Below are 15800 nucleotides of genomic sequence, written 5' to 3'. Positions count from 1 at the left end.
ACTCGGGGATTTCAACCGTCGCCTGCCAAGATGGCCCTCTCCACCCGCCTGATCGCCGCTGCCGATCAACTCTCCGCCGCCTGCGAGGCCCTCGCGTTCGCACCGCCAATCACGCATGTGTACAACCCGCTCACCTATGCGCGGGACGCCCATTCCGAGTACCTGCGCCGCTTTGGCGCAACACGCAAACGGGTGATCTTCCTTGGCATGAACCCCGGCCCCTTCGGCATGGTGCAGACCGGCGTGCCCTTCGGCGAAGTCGCCGCAGTGCGTGACTGGATGGGCATCTGCGGCGGGGTGGTGAAACCGGCGCAGGAAACCCCCAAACGACCGATCGAAGGCTTTGCCTGCGCGCGTTCGGAAGTCAGCGGCCGCCGACTCTGGGGTCTGTTCGCCGAACGCTTTGGCCGTGCGGAGGATTTCTTCGCCGGGCACTTCGTCGCCAACTACTGCCCGCTCGCGTTCTTCGAGGACGCCCGCAACGCCACGCCGGACAAACTGCCCGCCGCCGAACAGGCACCGCTGCTGGCCGCCTGCGATGCCCATCTGCGCACGATGGCAGAGGTGCTGCAGCCCGAATGGGTGATCGGCGTCGGTGCCTGGGCCGAAGGCCGCGCCCGCATTGCGCTCACCGGCCTGCCACTGCGCTTCGGCCGGGTCTTGCACCCCAGCCCGGCCAGCCCGGCCGCCAACCGCGGCTGGGCCGAAGCCGCGACGAAACAATTGCGCGAACTCGGCGTCTGGCCCCAAAGCTGATCGCCGGGCGATCCGATGCGCGCTTCAAGACCCGACGCCAACTGCCGTAAAACAGGGGTCGCACCGCCACACAGCATCCGAATATGCCCCGAAGCCCGCTGAACATGCGCCACGCCCTGCCACGCGCGCTCCGCGCCCTGGCGCTGGCCGCCTGCGCGCTGGTCGCTGCCACCGGGCTCGGGCAGGACGCGCGCCCCTTCAGCGACGCCGATATCGACGCCATCGACCTCGCCGGTCGCGGCAATCCGGCTGGGGCGGTCGAGCAGATCAACGCCCGGCTCGCAGCGGGGGGCATCACCCCCGGGCAGCAACTGACGCTGCACGCACTGCGCGGGATATTCCTGGTCGACGCGGGTCAATCCGCCGCCGCGGCGAAAGTGGCCAATGAACTCGAAGCCCAGCCCACGCCCGAAGCGCAGGGTGCGGCGCTACTGGTGCGGTCTCAAATCGAAGCGCAGAACGGAAGCCTGGCACGGGGGATCGCCCTTGCGGACCAGGCCGCCGCAGCCCTGAAGGACTCGGGCAACCTGCGCTTGCAGTTCCGGGTGGCGATGACGCGCGGCTGGGAATTGACCGAACTCGGCCAGTTCCCGCTCGCCCTGGAGCGCTATGGCGAGGCGATCCAGCTGGCCGAGCAGATCAAGAATCCCGCCTTGGCGCTGCGCGCCCACAACAGCCGCGGCTCGGTGCTGGCGCAAGCGGGCGAAACCAAACGCGCAATGCACGAGCTCGACACCGCGCTGGCGATCGCGAACCGCCTGAAAGACCCGACCGCGCTGACCGTCACCTGGACCTCGCGCGCCGTCGTCGCCTCGTTCACCAACGATCTCGCCGAGCAGCTTCAAGCCAGTGAGCGCGCCAGCGAATATGCACGCAAGACCGACTCCGCGACCCTGATCGCCACCACCGAACTCAATCTTGGCGACGTCTACCTGCGCACCAAACGCTACCCGGAGGCGCTGGCGACCAGCCTGCGGGCGGTCGATATCGCAAGGAAGGTGGGCGACGAAAGTACCGCAGCGATTGCGCTCGCGAATGCCGGCCAGGCCGAGATCCGCATGGGTCGGCTCGCGAGCGGCAAGGCGAAGATCGAAAAGGCGCTCGAGAGCTCGCAGCGCATGAAGGCGCGCACCCAGCTGGCGACCTTGCTCGGCGAATACGCCACCGCGCTGGAAGCGGCCGGCGATTACCAGGCGGCGCTCGACGCCTTTCATCGCGAACGCAGCCTGAATGAAGAGCTGTTCAGCGAAGGCCAGAAGAGAGCCCTGCTCGAAATCGAATCGCGTTACCAGAGCGAACGCAAACAGACCGAGATCGATCTGCTCAACCAGAAGAACGCCTTGCAGGCCTCCGAGCTGCGCAACCGCGCACTGCAGCAGCGTGTCTGGTTGCTGGCCGCGGCGCTGCTGCTGTGCGGGCTCGTCGCCATCGGCCTGCTTTACCGACGGGTACGCAGTGCCAACCGCCAGCTCGAGCAGAGTAACGAGCTCTTGAAGGTGCGCAGCGAACGTGATCCGCTGACCCAGTTGCTGAACCGGCGCGCCTTCCTCGACACCCAGACACCGGGCGAGCTTTTCACCGGCGCCCTGTTCCTGCTCGACATCGACCACTTCAAGCGCATCAACGATGTGCACGGGCATGCTGCCGGCGATGCGGTCATCGTCGAGGTCGCGCAACGACTGCGTACCGCCACGCGCGACAGCGACCGGGTCATGCGCTGGGGTGGTGAAGAGTTTCTGATCGCGACGACGCCGATGCCACAAGCCCAGGCGGACCGCATGGCCACGCGCGTGCTGCAAGCCATCGGCGGCGCGCCGATTCCGATCCCCGGCGGCGAACTGGTGGTGCGAGCCTCGCTCGGCTACATCGTTTTTCCGCTCGCAGGCAGCACCGGGCTGACGGCTGAGCGCGGGATCAACCTGGCCGATCTGGCGCTCTATGCCGCCAAGAACCAGGGGCGCAACCGCGCCTGCGGCATCGTCTCGCTGGCCGCGGCTTCAGGCGAAGCGGTCGGGGAGATCGAGCGCAATTTCGAAACAGCCTGCCACGACGGCCGGGTGACCCTGCGGTACATCGAAGGCTGCGCCAGCGATACCGCGCCGCCACGCCTTCCCTAGCGCGTACGCCAGGGGCGGACCCTGCGCGCCGACCGCGCGCCTCGATCCGGCGACCTGCGCCGCCTGCCAATCCGCCCGACAAAATTCGTCTGGCGCACCAACGGAATCGCTGCTAGATTTTGCGCCGCACCAAATCCTGCAGGAGCCCCCCGATGCGCGCTGTCTTCACCCACCGTTTCACCGTGCCCAAGAGCGCGATCGATCTCAATGGCCATGTCAACAACATCGAATACCTGCGCTGGATGCAGGATGTTGCGACACAACATTCCGCCGAATGCGGCTGGGACATCGAACGCTACATCGAGACGCAGACCAGCTGGGTGGTGCGCAGCCACCACATCGACTACCTGCGGCCGGCCTTCGCTGGCGACGCGCTGACCCTGGTTACCTGGATCGCCGGGTTTTCCGGCCAGACCTCGCCGCGCCGCTACGTCCTGCGGCGTGACACCGACGATCAGATCATCGCCCGCGCCGAAACGCTGTGGGTTTATGTCGACGGCCGCAGCGGCCGGCCCTGCGAGATCCCGGTGGACTTCCGCGAATGCTTCGAGGTCATCGATGACGAAGGCCTCGCCCTCGCCCTCGCGCGCGGACGCCCGGTTCCTGCCTGAGGGCAGCGCACGCGGGCTCAGCCTTTTAGCTGCGCGGTGACCAAGAGACCACCCGCTGCGGCGGTCTCGAAACGCACCTCGCCTTCGTGCAGGGCCGCGATGCGCCGCACAATCGAGAGTCCCAGCCCGGCGCCGGTTGCGTCGTCGGCCGCGCCGCGCAGGAAACGCTCACCGGCGCGCGCCCGCAAGGCGTCATCCATGCCGGCGCCTTCATCGCGCACCATCAGGCTCACGCGATCCGAATCGCGCGTGACCCCGATCGTCACCACCGAGCCGCGCGGGGCATGGCGCACCGCGTTATCGATCAGGTTGCGCAGCAAGGCCCGCACCAGATCCGGTTGAACCCGCGCGGCGAGGTGTTCCGGGGACTCGAGTGCCAATTCCACATCCCGCGCCAGCGCCGACGCGGCCATTTCAGCGGCCAGTTCGCGCGTCAGCAGCGCCACATCCACAGTCTCGCGCGCGGCGGTATCCAGCGCGTCCAGCCGTGCCGCGGCGAGCAGCTGTTCAACCAGCCGCGCCATCCGCTGCGTCCCGTCCAGCGCCTGTTGCAGGCGGGACAGACGCGTCGCTTCGTCGCCCGCGGATTGCGCCGACTGGATTTGCGCCGCCAGTGCAGCCAGCGGCGTGCGCAGCTCATGCGCAGCGTCGGCGGTAAAGCGACGCTCGTTGGCAAAGGCCCGCGCCACCCGTTCGAAAAGCCCATTGAGCGCTGCGACCAGCACTTCAAGTTCGCGCGGCCGGGCTGCGGGGGAAATCGGGTCGAGCCTGTCGTGCGCCCGATGCTCGAGATCGCGCGATAGCCGCGCCAACGGGCGCAGGCCCAGCACGATCGCCCCCCAGGTCAGCAGAATTGCGACCGCAAAACCAAGCGCAAACAGGGGAACGCCATGCTCGCCGATTTCTTCGGCGAGGCGTTCCCGCACGGTTGCGTCCTGACCGACGATGACAACGTGGTCCTTGCGCTCGAGCCGGTAAAAGCGCCAGCGTGCGCCCTCCCAGGTTCGCTCGCTGAAACCGGCAGCGGCTACCGGCAAGGCCTGTTCGGGAGCGTTCGTGCTGCGCGCGAGCAGTCGCGGGATCGCTCCGCTGCGCCACACCTGATACACCACGCGCTGACGGAATCGCGGCGCGCCGAGCGCGACCCAATCATCGTCACCCGTCGAGGGCTCCGCCTCTTCGTCGTCATCGCCTTCATCACGCGACGGGGGCGTGTGCCGCAGCGCGGCGGAATCGGTCAGCGTGGCGATCAGCTCTGCGGTCTGCACCAGCTGGCCATCGAAAACCTCCTCGGCCTGGCCCGTGGCGGCACGAAAGACGAGCATGCCGATGCCCAGCCCGCCAGCCGCCAGCGTCACGGTGACGATGGTCACGACCCGCAGGCTGAGGGAAATCCGCTTAGGCATCGTTGCGCGCCGCCATGTAACCGATACCGCGCAAGGTGCGGATGAAGTCTGCGCCGAGCTTGCGGCGCAGATGGTGGATATGCACTTCGAGCGCGTTGCTCTCGGCGCCGCCGTCCCAACCGTACATCGCCTGTTCGATGCGCTCACGGGTGACGACCTGCCCTGCATGGCGCAGCAGCAGTTCGGCGATATCGAACTCGCGCCCGGAGAGTTCGACCTCCGCTCCGTCTTTCCACGCACGGCGCGAGGCGGGTTCGAGCGCGACATCGCGGCAGGCGAGGCGCGCCTGCGCATGGCCGGCCGCGCGTCGCACCAGTGCGCGCAGGCGGGCGGCAATCTCGCGCAGATCGGCGGGCTTGACGAGGTAATCGTCGGCGCCCGCGTCGAGGCCCGCCACGATGTCCTCCGCGCTGTCGCGTGCGGTCAGGATCAGCACCGGCAGGCGCAGACCGTTCGCACGTGCGCTGCTCAACACCGCAAGCCCACTGCGCCCGGGCAGGCCCAGATCGAGCACCACGGCGTCCAGGCTCTGCGCATCGGTCGCCAGCGCAGCCTCGGCGGCCACGCCATCGCAGACCCACTCGCAGCGCACATCCAGGTCCGCCAGGCCGTCGCACACCGCCTGCCCGAGCGGCTTGTCATCCTCCACCAGCAGCACCCGCATGGCGCCTCCCATTGATCGTTGGCGGCACTGTCGCCGACACGGCTTAAGCCCCCCTTAAGGCGCACCGGCTGCAATGGGCGCACCCAATCGAGGAGACTCAACATGAAATCAGTTGCCATTGTCGCGCTGCTCGCCGCGGGGCTGCTTTGCGCCACCGCAGCGACAGCGGCCGACACGCCGCAGACGCTGCAAGCCGCCTATGCGGCACAGGCGGGGGCCGGCTTCGCCGCATCCGCGGAACGCGGTCGCGCCTTGTTTACAAAGCGCCATGGCGTCAGCGCCGATTTGCCGGCTTGCACGCAATGCCACAGCAACGACCCGAGCGCCGCCGGCAAGCACGCCATCACCGGCAAGCTGATCGAGCCGATGGCGGTGCGCGCCAATCCGCAGCGCTTTACCGATGCCGCGAAAAGCGAGAAGTGGTTCCGCCGCAATTGCCGCGAGGTCGTCGGCCGCGAATGCACCGCGGGCGAAAAGGCCGACGTGATCGCCTACCTGCGCGCGGGGGCATGACATGAAAAGCAAGCTCCTGCTCGGTGCGCTGCTCGCCGGTCTGATCGCACCACCCTCCCAAGCCGGCTCCGTCACGCTGCCGAGCGGCGCACCGCCCGTGTGGAAGAGCGAATGCAGCAGCTGCCATGTGGCCTACCCTCCGCAGCTTCTCGCAAAGCACGGCTGGCAGAACGTCATGAACGGACTGCAGAAGCACTTTGGCAGCGACGCCAGCCTCGCGCCGGCCGACGCCAAGACCATCCTGGCCTTCCTTGAACGTAACGCCGCGCCGGACGGCGAACGCTTCGACGCGGCCAGCGGACGCATCACCGACACCCGCTGGTACGGACGCAAGCACCACGAGATCCCGAGCAGCGCGTTTCGCTCGCCCGAGGTGAAAAGCGCGGCGAACTGCCAGGCCTGCCACGAAGGCGCAGACAAGGGCCGCTTCAGCGAATACGCCTTGACGGCCGTTGGCCGTCGCTTTGAAGACTGATCCAAGGAGGCCCGTAATGAACGTTCGTATCTGGGATCTACCGGTCCGCATCGGCCACTGGGCGCTGGCCGCCAGCGTCGCAATCGCATGGCTCACCGCGGAGCAGGAAGCTTGGCGGCGGGTGCATATCGTAGCCGGCGGCGTCGCCGGCGCAGTCGTGCTGTTCCGCCTGCTGTGGGGGGTGGTCGGGAGCCGCTCGGCGCGCTTCGGCGCCTTCCTGCGCAGCCCTACCGCCGCCATCGCGGAAGCACGCGCTCATCTGGCCGGGCACGCCGAGCCACGCGCAACGCACACCGTGATCGGCGGCTGGGCGGTGATCGGCCTGCTGGCGCTCGCGCTTGGCTCCGCAACGACCGGCGTGCTCGCCTACCGTTTCGACGGTTACGAAGCGCTCACCGAGATCCACGAAACGCTGGCCGAGGGCCTGCTCGCGCTGATCGCAGTGCATCTGGCAGGGGTGCTGATCATGAGCCTGCTCGAACGCCGAAACCTGCCGCGCAGCATGCTCACCGGTCGCATCGACGCGGCGCCGACAGCCGAAGTGCGCGCGCATCCGCTTGCCGCGCTGACGCTGCTTGCGTGGTGTGCTGCCGCGGTATGGCTGCTGCTGCGCTGGCTGAACCTGCCGGGTTGAGGCTCGAATACCCCGCCGGCCGGTCCAGCTGCGGCGGTTCAGGTTTCGTCAGCCGGTTTCTCGGGGCCTACACCCAGCGCCTTCCAGCCCTCGGGGCCGAGCTCGCGCAGCTTTTCCATGTTGCGCTCGTAGATGTCGGCCGCGTCCGGGAAGGCTTCGACCGCGCGGTCGATGCTGGCTTCGCGGATCAGGTGCAGCGTTGGATAGGGTGAGCGGTTGGTGGCGTTGGTAATGTCATCAGGGTCGGCGTCGGCGAACTGGAAGTCCGGGTGGAAGCTGGCGATCTGAATCTCGCCATCGAGCCCAAGCTCCGCCAGCGCGACCTCGGCAACGTCCAGGAAGTCGTTGAAGTCGTAGAAGTCGCTTAGCACCTGCGGGTGCACCAGCAGGGTGGTGTCGATCTTCTCGGCGGGCGTTTCGGCGAGCAGTTCGAGTTCGGCGATCAGTTCATCGAGCAGCGCATCGGTGGTGGTCGCCGCGCTGATGGTGATGCGCACCTGGTTCTTCACCCACACCGACTTGGCGAAGGGGCACAGGTTGAGCCCGATGACCGCGCGCTCCAGCCAGCGCACGGTCGCATCACGAACGTGGGTGTCGTCCACGCTCAGTGGCCCTTCAGCGCGTAGATGCCGGGCGCGTTGCGCCAGTAGCCCTTGTAGTCCATGCCGCAGCCGAACAGGAAGCGGTCGGCGACATCGAGCCCGGTGAAATCCGCCCGCATGCCGGGATGTGCCTTGCGATCGTGCAGCTTGTGCACCAGCACCGCGGAAAAGACCTGGCCCGCCCCCTCGGCCTTGAGAAATTCGAGGATCGCGGAGAGTGTGTGGCCTTCGTCGAGGATATCGTCGAGCACCAGGATCGTCCGCCCGCGCAGGTCTTGCGTCGGCCGCACCCGCCAGTCGAGCAGGTTGCCCTGCAGCGCATGGCCGTAGCGCGACGCATGCAGGTAAGACACTTCGAGCGGGAACGGAAGGCGCGGCAACAGGCGGCCGGCAAGGATCAGCCCGCCGTTCATCACGCAGAACACGATCGGGTTGGTGTGGCGCAGGCGAGCGGTAATGTCTTGCGCGAGGCGATCCAGCGCGGCTTCCACACCTTCATCCGGCACAAGGCAGTCCGCCTCGGCCATGGCTCGTTCAATTTCCTTCAGATCGACGGCTGGCATCGACAGACTCCTTCAGATCAGGGCTCAGTGGCCCGAAAAATCAACCAGCGTGAACAGCTTGAGGCCGCCGTCACGCAACAACTGGGAACCACCCAATTCAGGCAGGTCGACGATGGCGCAGCCTTCGACGACCGTGGCGCCGAGGCGTTCGATCAGCTTCTTGCCCGCCATCATCGTGCCGCCGGTGGCGATCAGATCGTCCACCAGCACCACCCGGTCACCGGCCTTGCAGGCATCGCTATGCAGTTCGACGGTCGCGCTGCCGTATTCGAGTTCGTACTCTTCCGAAATGGTCGTGAACGGCAGCTTGCCCTTCTTGCGGATCGGTACGAAGCCGATGTTCAACTCGTGTGCCAGGATCGCGCCGATGATGAAGCCGCGCGCATCGATGCCGGCAATCACGTCGATGTCCTGGTCCATGTAGCGGAACACGAAATGCTCGACCAGCACCCGCAAGGTCTTTGGGTCCTGCAGCAGCGGCGTGATGTCGCGGAACTGCACGCCGGGTTGCGGCCAGTCGGGCACGGTGCGGATGCGATCGCGCAGGTAGTTGGGGTCAAGCAGCATGGGCTCTCCGGCCAGGGGGATTCGTGGATTCAGTGAGGGCGCAGATCAGTTCGGGTTGAGAATGCGCAGTCCGAACGGGATCACGTTATCGCTGATGCCGGCACTGCCACGCCCGATCTCGGTGACGATCTGCCCGGCCGCAGCAACGGCCTCGAGGTTCTCGACCAGCGAGCGCCGGATCTCGTTCCAGGGCGCCACCGCGGCGAGCACCCCGAAGGCCGCGTTGCGCCCGACACCTTTGGCGCGGTAAAGCGCCTGGTCGGCGATGCCGAGGTGGTACTCCCACCCCTCGTCGAAGGACTCGGCAAGCAGCGGATACGGGACGTATCCCATGGACGCCGTGACCGCCACCGGCCCGATGGAGGTGACGAACGGATTGTCCGAGATGCTGCGCAACACGCGTAGCGCGAGGGCGGGCAGTTGGTGGGCAGCGACACCGCGCAGCACCACCAGGAACTCCTCCCCGCCCCACCGGGCGAGCCGATCGCCATCGCGCAGCAGCGCTTGCACGCGACGCCCGAGTTCGATGATCACCTCGTCGCCGACCGAATGCCCAAGCCGGTCGTTGATCACCTTGAAGTGGTCGATATCGATCAGCAGCAACGCAAGCGGCGCCAGGTTGTCGGAATGTGCCTGCGTCTCGATCCAGCTGCGCATGGCGCGGCGATTGAGCAGGCCGGTGAGTGAATCGCGTTCCGCGAGGTAGGCGAGGCGGCCGTTGGCATCGAGCAGGCGCGCATTGGCCCGCTGCGTGCGGCGCGCGAAGAAGGCAATCGCGGCACCGGCGATGATCGTGATCGCTGCCACGATGCCCCAGAAGAGCGCGAGTTGCCGTTGTGTGTCGGCGACGGCCGTCTTGCGCAGGTTGTCCTCGTTCAGACGCAGGATTTCCGTCTGCCGACGCTCGGCGTCGAAGCGCTCCTGCATTTCCGCGACCAGACGCGCACGCGAACGCCCTTCGTTCGTGTCGCGCACGGAACGGTAGTCTCGATGCGCGCTCACCGCATCCTTCAAGCGGCCGACGCTCTCATACGCTTTGGCGAGTTCGTAGATGGCGTTGGCGAGGTAGGTATCTTCGCCCGAGTGCCGGAAGATGCCAATCGCCGTCTCCAGTTCCTTGATGCCCTCGCCCGCGCGCCCCCCGCCGATCAGGGCGAGCCCGTGGTTCATGTACGCAAGGCCGCTGTGCTCCGGTTCATCGAAGCGCTGCGCGACGGCGACCGCCTGGCCAGAGACTTCAATCGCACGCGCCCAATCCCGCTTGGTGAGGTACCAGTCCGAGAGGTTGTGCAGCGAGATCTCTTCGTCGAACACCAGTTCGAGGCGTCTCGCCTGGTTGTTGGCGTGGACCAGCATGTTCAGGTCCGAGGTGTTGTCTTCGACCGGGCCGGAGACGATGGATCGCAGGATGTCGATCTCGCTCATCAGCCACAGGTCACCGGTCGGACCCACGACGCGCCGCGCTTCTTCGACGTAATCCCGTGCGCGCGCGAGATCGGGCACATAGGTCTGGATCAGCGCGAGCGACTTCAGGATCAGCCCCCGCAATCGCGCGTCATCGCTGTTCTTGGCAAGCTCGAGCGCGGCCAGGAATGTGCGCATCGCATCCTCGCTGCGCCCCAGGCGGACATAGGCCATGCCGAGGCTCTGCTGCGCCACGGCGGCGAGCACGGGCGAGCGCAAGGATTCTGCCAGCGCAACGGCACGGCGCGCGGCCTCGTACTGTTGTTCTGGCTGCCCTTTGTAGTAGGCCAGGCGCGCCTTGAGCACAAGTGCCCGGATCAGCATCACATCGTCGTGCACCGACTCGGCGCTGGCGATCAACTGCGCGAGGGTCTCACTGGCGGCACGCGTCTGGCCGCGTTCAATCTGCAATTCGGCGTCGAGTCGCTGGGCCTCGCGTCTGACGTTGGCCGGCGCGGCGGCCAGTGCCGGGCGCAGTTGCGCCAGCGCGTCGAGCACCACGCGGGTCGAGACATCCTTGCGATTGACCAGTTGCTCGACGTCCTGCGCGATATCGGCAAGGGCAGGAACCGCCCACAGGAAGGCAGCCGCTGCACACCCGTACAGCAGCCCACGTAAGGTCAGCCGATCAAGCGCTACGTCCGAGCCCACCTCCGACTCCCCCTCAGGTCCGCGAGCCCGGTCAGAGCAACGCGAATTTGCCGATGAACACCGCGGCGATCACCCACACCGCGACGGGCACTTCCTTGGCGCGACCGGCCAAGAGCTTGATGCCGGCATAGGCGACAAAGCCGAACGCGATGCCGTGCGCAATCGAAAACGTGAACGGCATCGTCACCGCACAGACAACCGCGGGCGCCGCTTCGGTAAGGTCTTCCCAGTCGATTTCGGCAAGCCCGCGCGACATCAGGATCGCAACATAGATCAGCGCTGGCGCCGTCGCATAGGCCGGCACGGCGCCCGCGAGCGGCGCAAGGAACAAGGCGGCGAGGAACAGTAGTGCGACGGTCACCGCGGTCAGCCCGGTGCGCCCGCCGGCGGCAGTGCCCGCCGCGCTTTCGATATAGGCCGTCGTGGAAGACGTTCCGAGCACGGCGCCCGCCGCAATCGCGGTGGAATCAGCCAGCAGCGCTCGGCTCAGGCGCGGCAGGCGGCCATCCTTGTCGAGCAGGCCGGCGCGATGGCACACGCCGATCAGCGTGCCGGAGGCATCGAACAGTTCAACCAGGAAGAAGGTCAGCACCACGGTGAGCAGACCGGCGTTGAGGGCCGCGCCGATGTCCAGTTGCCCGAAGGTGGGCGCCAGCGAGGGCGGCGTCGACACGATGCCGTCGAACCTGGTGTAACCGAGCAGCGCAGAGGTCAGGGTGACGGCGAGGATGCCGATGATGATGCCGCCGGTCACCTTGCGCGCTTCGAGCGCGACGATCAGCAGGAAACCGCCGATGGCGAGCAGCGCGCCATGCTGGTGGAGATCGCCGAGCGACACCAGCGTCGCCGGGTTCCCCTGGATCAGCCCGGCGTTCTTGAGGCCGATGATGGCGAGGAAGAGGCCGATACCGGCCGAAATCGCCAGCTTCAGCGAATGCGGGATCGCGTTGACGATCCATTCGCGCACTTTGAACAGGCTCACCAGGATGAACAGGCAGCCGGAGATGAAGACCGCGCCCAGCGCGGCCTGCCAGCTGAAGCCCATGCCCTTCACTACGGCAAACGCGAAATAGGCATTGAGCCCCATGCCCGGCGCCAGGGCGATCGGGTAGTTCGCATACAGGCCCATGATCATCGAGCCGAGCGCCGCAGCAAGGCAGGTCGCCGCGAACACCGCATCGTGCGGCATGCCCGCGGCCGACAGGATGCTCGGATTGACGAAGATGATGTAGGCCATCGTCAGGAAGGTGGACAGGCCAGCGAGCAACTCTGTCCGCACGGTAGTGCGGTGTTCGCTCAGCTTGAAAAGCGATTCGAGCATCGTGGGCTCCGGGGGATTTCAAACGCAGGATTCTAGCGCCGCTGCGGCCCGGCCCGAAGCAACTTCCGCTGCCGATACTGCGCCAACTCAAGCCGACGGATTCAGGCGCCCTGGTTCAACGCTCAGCGCGCATGTCGCTCGACGCGCTCGATCAGTCCATCGAAGCGGTCGCGGTAGTCGCGGTACAGCCGCCAGGCGGTGAAGGCCTTGCCTGCGTAGTCGAGCAACCGCGCCGGTTTGCGCACCGCAATCACCGCGGCAGCGACACCAACGATCACCAGGCCGTGGCGGCGCGCCCAGCCGGCGGCCGCGACCAGTTTGTCGGCCGCGCGCAGGCTCGGCGCGAACGCACCAAGCTCGCGCGCCAGAACATCGCGCTGTTGGCGCGAACGTGCCACGAGTTCGCTGCGCCGGCGTTCGTAGGCCAGGCGGCCCGTGTCAGCCATCAGTCGTGCCTGCCCTTGAGGGCCGCCCGGTCGCGTTCGAGTTCGGCAATGCTGTCGCGGAAGAGGCGAGTCCCTTCGCTCAGCCGACGGTAGGCCTGGGAGGCGGTCCACACGGCCAGCAACAGGAAGATCAGCGCATCCAGACCCAGCGCAAGCAGGCGATGGCTGTCCCACATCCAGACGGTCATGTAGATCGCCAGCGCCAACAGCCCGAAACCGGTGAATAGCGCCGCAAGAATCAGGTGAAAGAAGGCGGCGCCAAGCCGATGCCCTTCTTCCTCGACCTCGACAGCGAGCAAGGCGAGGCGGGTCTGGGCAGTGCCCAGTGCGGCATCGGCCAGTCGCCCGAGTCGATCGGCGATGCCGCCCCCTTCATCCGAGGACATGTTGCCTCCCGTCGACCGCGCTCAAGGATGCAAACCCCTGCATCGCGTCAGCGACGTCCGATCAGCAGGCCGATCAGGAAGCCTGCGCCGGCCGCGATGCCGATCGACTGCCAGGGATTCTCATGCACATACGCGTCGGTCGCGCGGGCCGCTTCCTTGGCTTTCGCGATCGCCACTTCTTCCAGCGCGGCGAGTTCCTCGCGCACGGTCGCGAGGCGATCGCCGAGACGCCCGCGCACTTCGTTCAACTTGCCGGAGGCGTCGTCCGCAGTCAGTTTCACCAACTGTTCGGCGTCGCTCAGCACCAGTCTGAAGTCGGCGATCAACTTGTCCCGTGTGGCTTGCGTCATCTCGCTCATGGCAATCTCCGGTAGCAGGAAAGGCGGGCTCGCGACGTCGGCCGCAAACCCGACCCAGCTTACTCCCCGATCAGGTACCGCGGCAATCGCGGGTGCAAATCAGGCTTTCAGGCCAACCTCGTAATCAATGGTCAGAGGCGCGTGATCGGAAAAGCGTTGCGCCTTGAAAACCGTGGCGCTTCGCGCAAGGCCGGCGATGCCGGGCGTGGCAATCTGGTAATCAAGCCGCCAACCGACGTTCTTGGCCCAGGCCTGGCCGCGATTCGACCACCACGTGTAACACGCGTCGGTGGTGTCCGGGTGCAGGCTCCGGTAGACATCGACCCAGCCCTGCTCGTCGAACAAGGCGGAGAGCCAAGCGCGCTCCTCCGGCAGGAATCCGGAGTTCTTCTGGTTCGACTTCCAGTTCTTAAGATCCGCCTCGCGGTGAGCGATGTTCCAGTCACCGCAGACGATGATTTCGCGCCCGCTGGCCCGCAGCGCCGCCATGTGGGGCTTGAAGCGATCCATGAAACGGAACTTGGCGGCCTGACGCTCGTCTGAGCTTGATCCGGACGGCAGGTACAGCGATATGACCGAGAGCGGCCCGACCGAAGTTTCGATATCCGCCTGCAGATAGCGCCCTTCGGCATCGAACTCCGGTTCGCCGATGCCTTCAACCCAGCCATTCACCGCCGACCGTGCGAACACGCCAACGCCGCTGTAACCCTTCTTTTCGGCGCAATGAAACCGGACATTCCAGCCGGCGGGCTCACGCAGATCGCGCGAGAGATCCGCTTCCTGGGCCTTGATTTCCTGCAGGCAGACGACATCCGCCTGCTGTTCCGCGAGCCATTCGTAAAATCCTTTGCTGGCGGCGGAGCGTATTCCGTTGAGGTTGGCGGTGATGACGCGTAACATCGGCAAGTCCATTTGTCGGATATTTTTACGAATTGACAGGCGCTCCAAAAGCGCCAAAACCTGCGCCCGAGAGAACAGTGGATTTTAGCCGTGATTTCCTCGCCCTTGCCGTTGCCAAGGGCGTACTCCGGTTCGGTGAGTTCAAGACCAAGGCTGGTCGGCTCTCGCCTTACTTCTTCAATTCCGCGCTGTTCGACGACGGTGCGTCCTTCGGCCAGCTTTGCGGGTACTACGCCGATGCGATTGCGGCGTCCGGGCTGGGCTTCGACACGCTCTTCGGACCCGCCTACAAGGGCATCCCGCTGGTGGCCGGCACCGCGATGAAGCTTGCCGAGCGCGGCCAGAACCCGCCCTTCTGTTTCAACCGCAAGGAAGCCAAGGATCATGGCGAAGGCGGCACGCTCGTCGGTGCACCGCTCAAAGGCCGCGTGCTGGTGCTCGACGACGTCATCTCCGCCGGCACCTCGGTGCGCGAGTCCGTCGAAATCATCCGCTCGCAGGGCGCGCAACTGGCCGGCGTCGTGATCGCGCTCGACCGCATGGAGCGCGGCACCGGCGAGCTTTCGGCCGTGCAGGAAGTCCAGGCGAACTTCGGCGTTCCGGTCATCGCCGTCGCGACGCTGACGGATCTGATCGCCTATCTCGGCAGCAGTGCCGAGCTCGGGGCGCACCTCGAATCCGTGCAGGCCTATCGCCACCAATGGGGCATCGGCGATGCGCGCTAAGCGCCTGCTGATCCTGCTGCCCTTTCTCGCCGCGCCGGTCGCCCATGCCGGCGATCGTGTTTTCTGCTGCGAAGATGCCACCGGCCACAAGGTCTGCGGCGACCCGTTGCCGCAAGCCTGTTACAACCGCGCCTATCGCGAGATGTCTTCGGGCGGCATCACCAAGCGCAACGTCGATGCACCGATGACCGCCGATGAACTCGCGCGCAAGCTCGCCGATGACAAGGCGCGGCGCGACGCCGAGGCACGCGCGGCCGAGCGCCGCCGTCGTGACAAGGCCCTGCTGGAAAGCTACGGTTCGGTGACCGAGATCGAGGCGCGCCGCGATACCACGCTTGCGGCCGCCAATCAGGAAATCGACAACCTTCGTCGCCGCGAGCGCGAACTCGTGGACGAACGCAAGGCGCTCGGCACCCGTGTCGCCGCGCTCAAGGGCAAGCCGGTGCCCGCGCGCCTGGCCGAAGACATTGGCGCCACCGACTCCGAACTGAATGCGCTGCGGGGCGTCATTACGCAGAAAACCCGTGAAGCGGAGACGATCCGCCAGCGCTACGATGAAGATCGGACCCGGTACCTGGAACTGACCGCCGCCGCAAGCTCCACGCCACGCTAGGCGGACCACCCTCAAGTTACGCACCCG

General features: G+C 66.5%; 19 protein-coding genes. 8 read left to right on the top strand and 11 right to left on the bottom strand.

Annotated features, from left to right (window positions below):
* Positions 1–30: 30 nt before the first annotated feature.
* The 3 genes from GGR36_RS17865 to GGR36_RS17855 all read left to right on the top strand — a co-directional run bounded on the left by GGR36_RS17865 (position 31) and on the right by GGR36_RS17855 (position 3484).
* Positions 31–756, top strand: coding sequence for a uracil-DNA glycosylase family protein (locus GGR36_RS17865; RefSeq protein ID WP_183636130.1), 726 nt, complete (start codon positions 31–33; stop codon positions 754–756).
* A gap of 104 nt (positions 757–860) precedes the next feature.
* Positions 861–2873 (top strand): tetratricopeptide repeat-containing diguanylate cyclase, encoded by a 2013-nt coding sequence (locus GGR36_RS17860; protein ID WP_183636129.1) that lies wholly within the window; start codon positions 861–863, stop codon positions 2871–2873.
* A 152-nt stretch (positions 2874–3025) separates the two neighbouring features.
* Positions 3026–3484 (top strand): acyl-CoA thioesterase, encoded by a 459-nt coding sequence (locus tag GGR36_RS17855; RefSeq protein ID WP_183636128.1) that lies wholly within the window; start codon positions 3026–3028, stop codon positions 3482–3484.
* A gap of 17 nt (positions 3485–3501) precedes the next feature.
* On the opposite strand, the gene GGR36_RS17850 is transcribed toward GGR36_RS17855, so the two are convergent.
* Both GGR36_RS17850 and GGR36_RS17845 read right to left on the bottom strand, forming a co-directional pair.
* A complete protein-coding gene (locus tag GGR36_RS17850) occupies positions 3502–4890 on the bottom strand; it encodes an ATP-binding protein (RefSeq protein ID WP_183636127.1) in 1389 nt (462 codons plus the stop codon).
* Positions 4883–5554: a winged helix-turn-helix domain-containing protein gene (locus GGR36_RS17845; RefSeq protein ID WP_183636126.1), complete on the bottom strand. Its 672-nt coding sequence runs from the start codon at positions 5552–5554 to the stop codon at positions 4883–4885. The genes GGR36_RS17850 and GGR36_RS17845 overlap by 8 nt, the downstream gene beginning before the upstream one ends.
* A 102-nt stretch (positions 5555–5656) precedes the next feature.
* On the opposite strand from GGR36_RS17845, the gene GGR36_RS17840 reads away from it, so the two are divergent.
* The 3 genes from GGR36_RS17840 to GGR36_RS17830 are packed head-to-tail and all read left to right on the top strand — an operon-like array spanning position 5657 to position 7176.
* Complete coding sequence (locus tag GGR36_RS17840; protein ID WP_183636125.1) at positions 5657–6067, top strand: DUF1924 domain-containing protein; 411 nt, start codon at positions 5657–5659, stop codon at positions 6065–6067.
* A gap of 1 nt (position 6068) precedes the next feature.
* Positions 6069–6542: a diheme cytochrome c gene (locus tag GGR36_RS17835; protein ID WP_183636124.1), complete on the top strand. Its 474-nt coding sequence runs from the start codon at positions 6069–6071 to the stop codon at positions 6540–6542.
* A 16-nt stretch (positions 6543–6558) separates the two neighbouring features.
* Positions 6559–7176, top strand: a complete 618-nt coding sequence (locus GGR36_RS17830) for a cytochrome b/b6 domain-containing protein (RefSeq protein WP_183636123.1) — start codon at positions 6559–6561, stop codon at positions 7174–7176.
* A 38-nt stretch (positions 7177–7214) separates the two neighbouring features.
* On the opposite strand, the gene GGR36_RS17825 is transcribed toward GGR36_RS17830, so the two are convergent.
* The 9 genes from GGR36_RS17825 to GGR36_RS17785 form a co-directional block, all read right to left on the bottom strand.
* Entirely contained in the window at positions 7215–7778 is a 564-nt protein-coding gene (locus GGR36_RS17825) for a DUF1415 family protein (protein WP_207064494.1), read from the bottom strand.
* A 2-nt stretch (positions 7779–7780) separates the two neighbouring features.
* Positions 7781–8341, bottom strand: a complete 561-nt coding sequence (locus tag GGR36_RS17820; protein ID WP_183636122.1) for a hypoxanthine-guanine phosphoribosyltransferase — start codon at positions 8339–8341, stop codon at positions 7781–7783.
* Positions 8342–8365: 24 nt separating this feature from the next.
* A complete protein-coding gene (locus tag GGR36_RS17815; RefSeq protein WP_183636121.1) occupies positions 8366–8908 on the bottom strand; it encodes an adenine phosphoribosyltransferase in 543 nt (180 codons plus the stop codon).
* A 45-nt stretch (positions 8909–8953) separates the two neighbouring features.
* Positions 8954–11023, bottom strand: a complete 2070-nt coding sequence (locus tag GGR36_RS17810) for a diguanylate cyclase domain-containing protein (protein ID WP_183636120.1) — start codon at positions 11021–11023, stop codon at positions 8954–8956.
* A 31-nt stretch (positions 11024–11054) separates the two neighbouring features.
* Entirely contained in the window at positions 11055–12344 is a 1290-nt protein-coding gene (locus tag GGR36_RS17805; RefSeq protein ID WP_183636119.1) for an NCS2 family permease, read from the bottom strand.
* 122 nt (positions 12345–12466) lie between these two features.
* Positions 12467–12790: a YqjK family protein gene (locus GGR36_RS17800; RefSeq protein WP_183636118.1), complete on the bottom strand. Its 324-nt coding sequence runs from the start codon at positions 12788–12790 to the stop codon at positions 12467–12469.
* The gene (locus GGR36_RS17795; protein ID WP_183636117.1) at positions 12790–13176 is read right to left on the bottom strand and encodes a phage holin family protein; all 387 of its coding nucleotides are present in this window, start codon (positions 13174–13176) and stop codon (positions 12790–12792) included. Before GGR36_RS17795 ends, GGR36_RS17800 begins: the two co-directional genes overlap by 1 nt.
* A 47-nt stretch (positions 13177–13223) precedes the next feature.
* Positions 13224–13535, bottom strand: a complete 312-nt coding sequence (locus GGR36_RS17790) for an ElaB/YgaM/YqjD family protein (protein WP_183636116.1) — start codon at positions 13533–13535, stop codon at positions 13224–13226.
* A 99-nt stretch (positions 13536–13634) separates the two neighbouring features.
* A complete protein-coding gene (locus GGR36_RS17785; RefSeq protein WP_183637253.1) occupies positions 13635–14435 on the bottom strand; it encodes an exodeoxyribonuclease III in 801 nt (266 codons plus the stop codon).
* Positions 14436–14512: 77 nt separating this feature from the next.
* On the opposite strand from GGR36_RS17785, the gene pyrE reads away from it, so the two are divergent.
* Positions 14513–15160, top strand: a complete 648-nt coding sequence (pyrE, locus tag GGR36_RS17780) for an orotate phosphoribosyltransferase (RefSeq protein ID WP_183636115.1) — start codon at positions 14513–14515, stop codon at positions 15158–15160.
* A complete protein-coding gene (locus GGR36_RS17775) occupies positions 15150–15773 on the top strand; it encodes a hypothetical protein (protein WP_183636114.1) in 624 nt (207 codons plus the stop codon). The genes pyrE and GGR36_RS17775 overlap by 11 nt, the downstream gene beginning before the upstream one ends.
* The last annotated feature ends 27 nt before the right edge of the window (positions 15774–15800 follow it).

Origin of the sequence: Niveibacterium umoris, from assembly GCF_014197015.1 — a bacterium.
GTDB lineage: Bacteria > Pseudomonadota > Gammaproteobacteria > Burkholderiales > Rhodocyclaceae > Niveibacterium > Niveibacterium umoris.
Note: the sequence above shows the minus strand (reverse complement) of the source record. Positions and strands in the feature narration are given on the sequence as shown.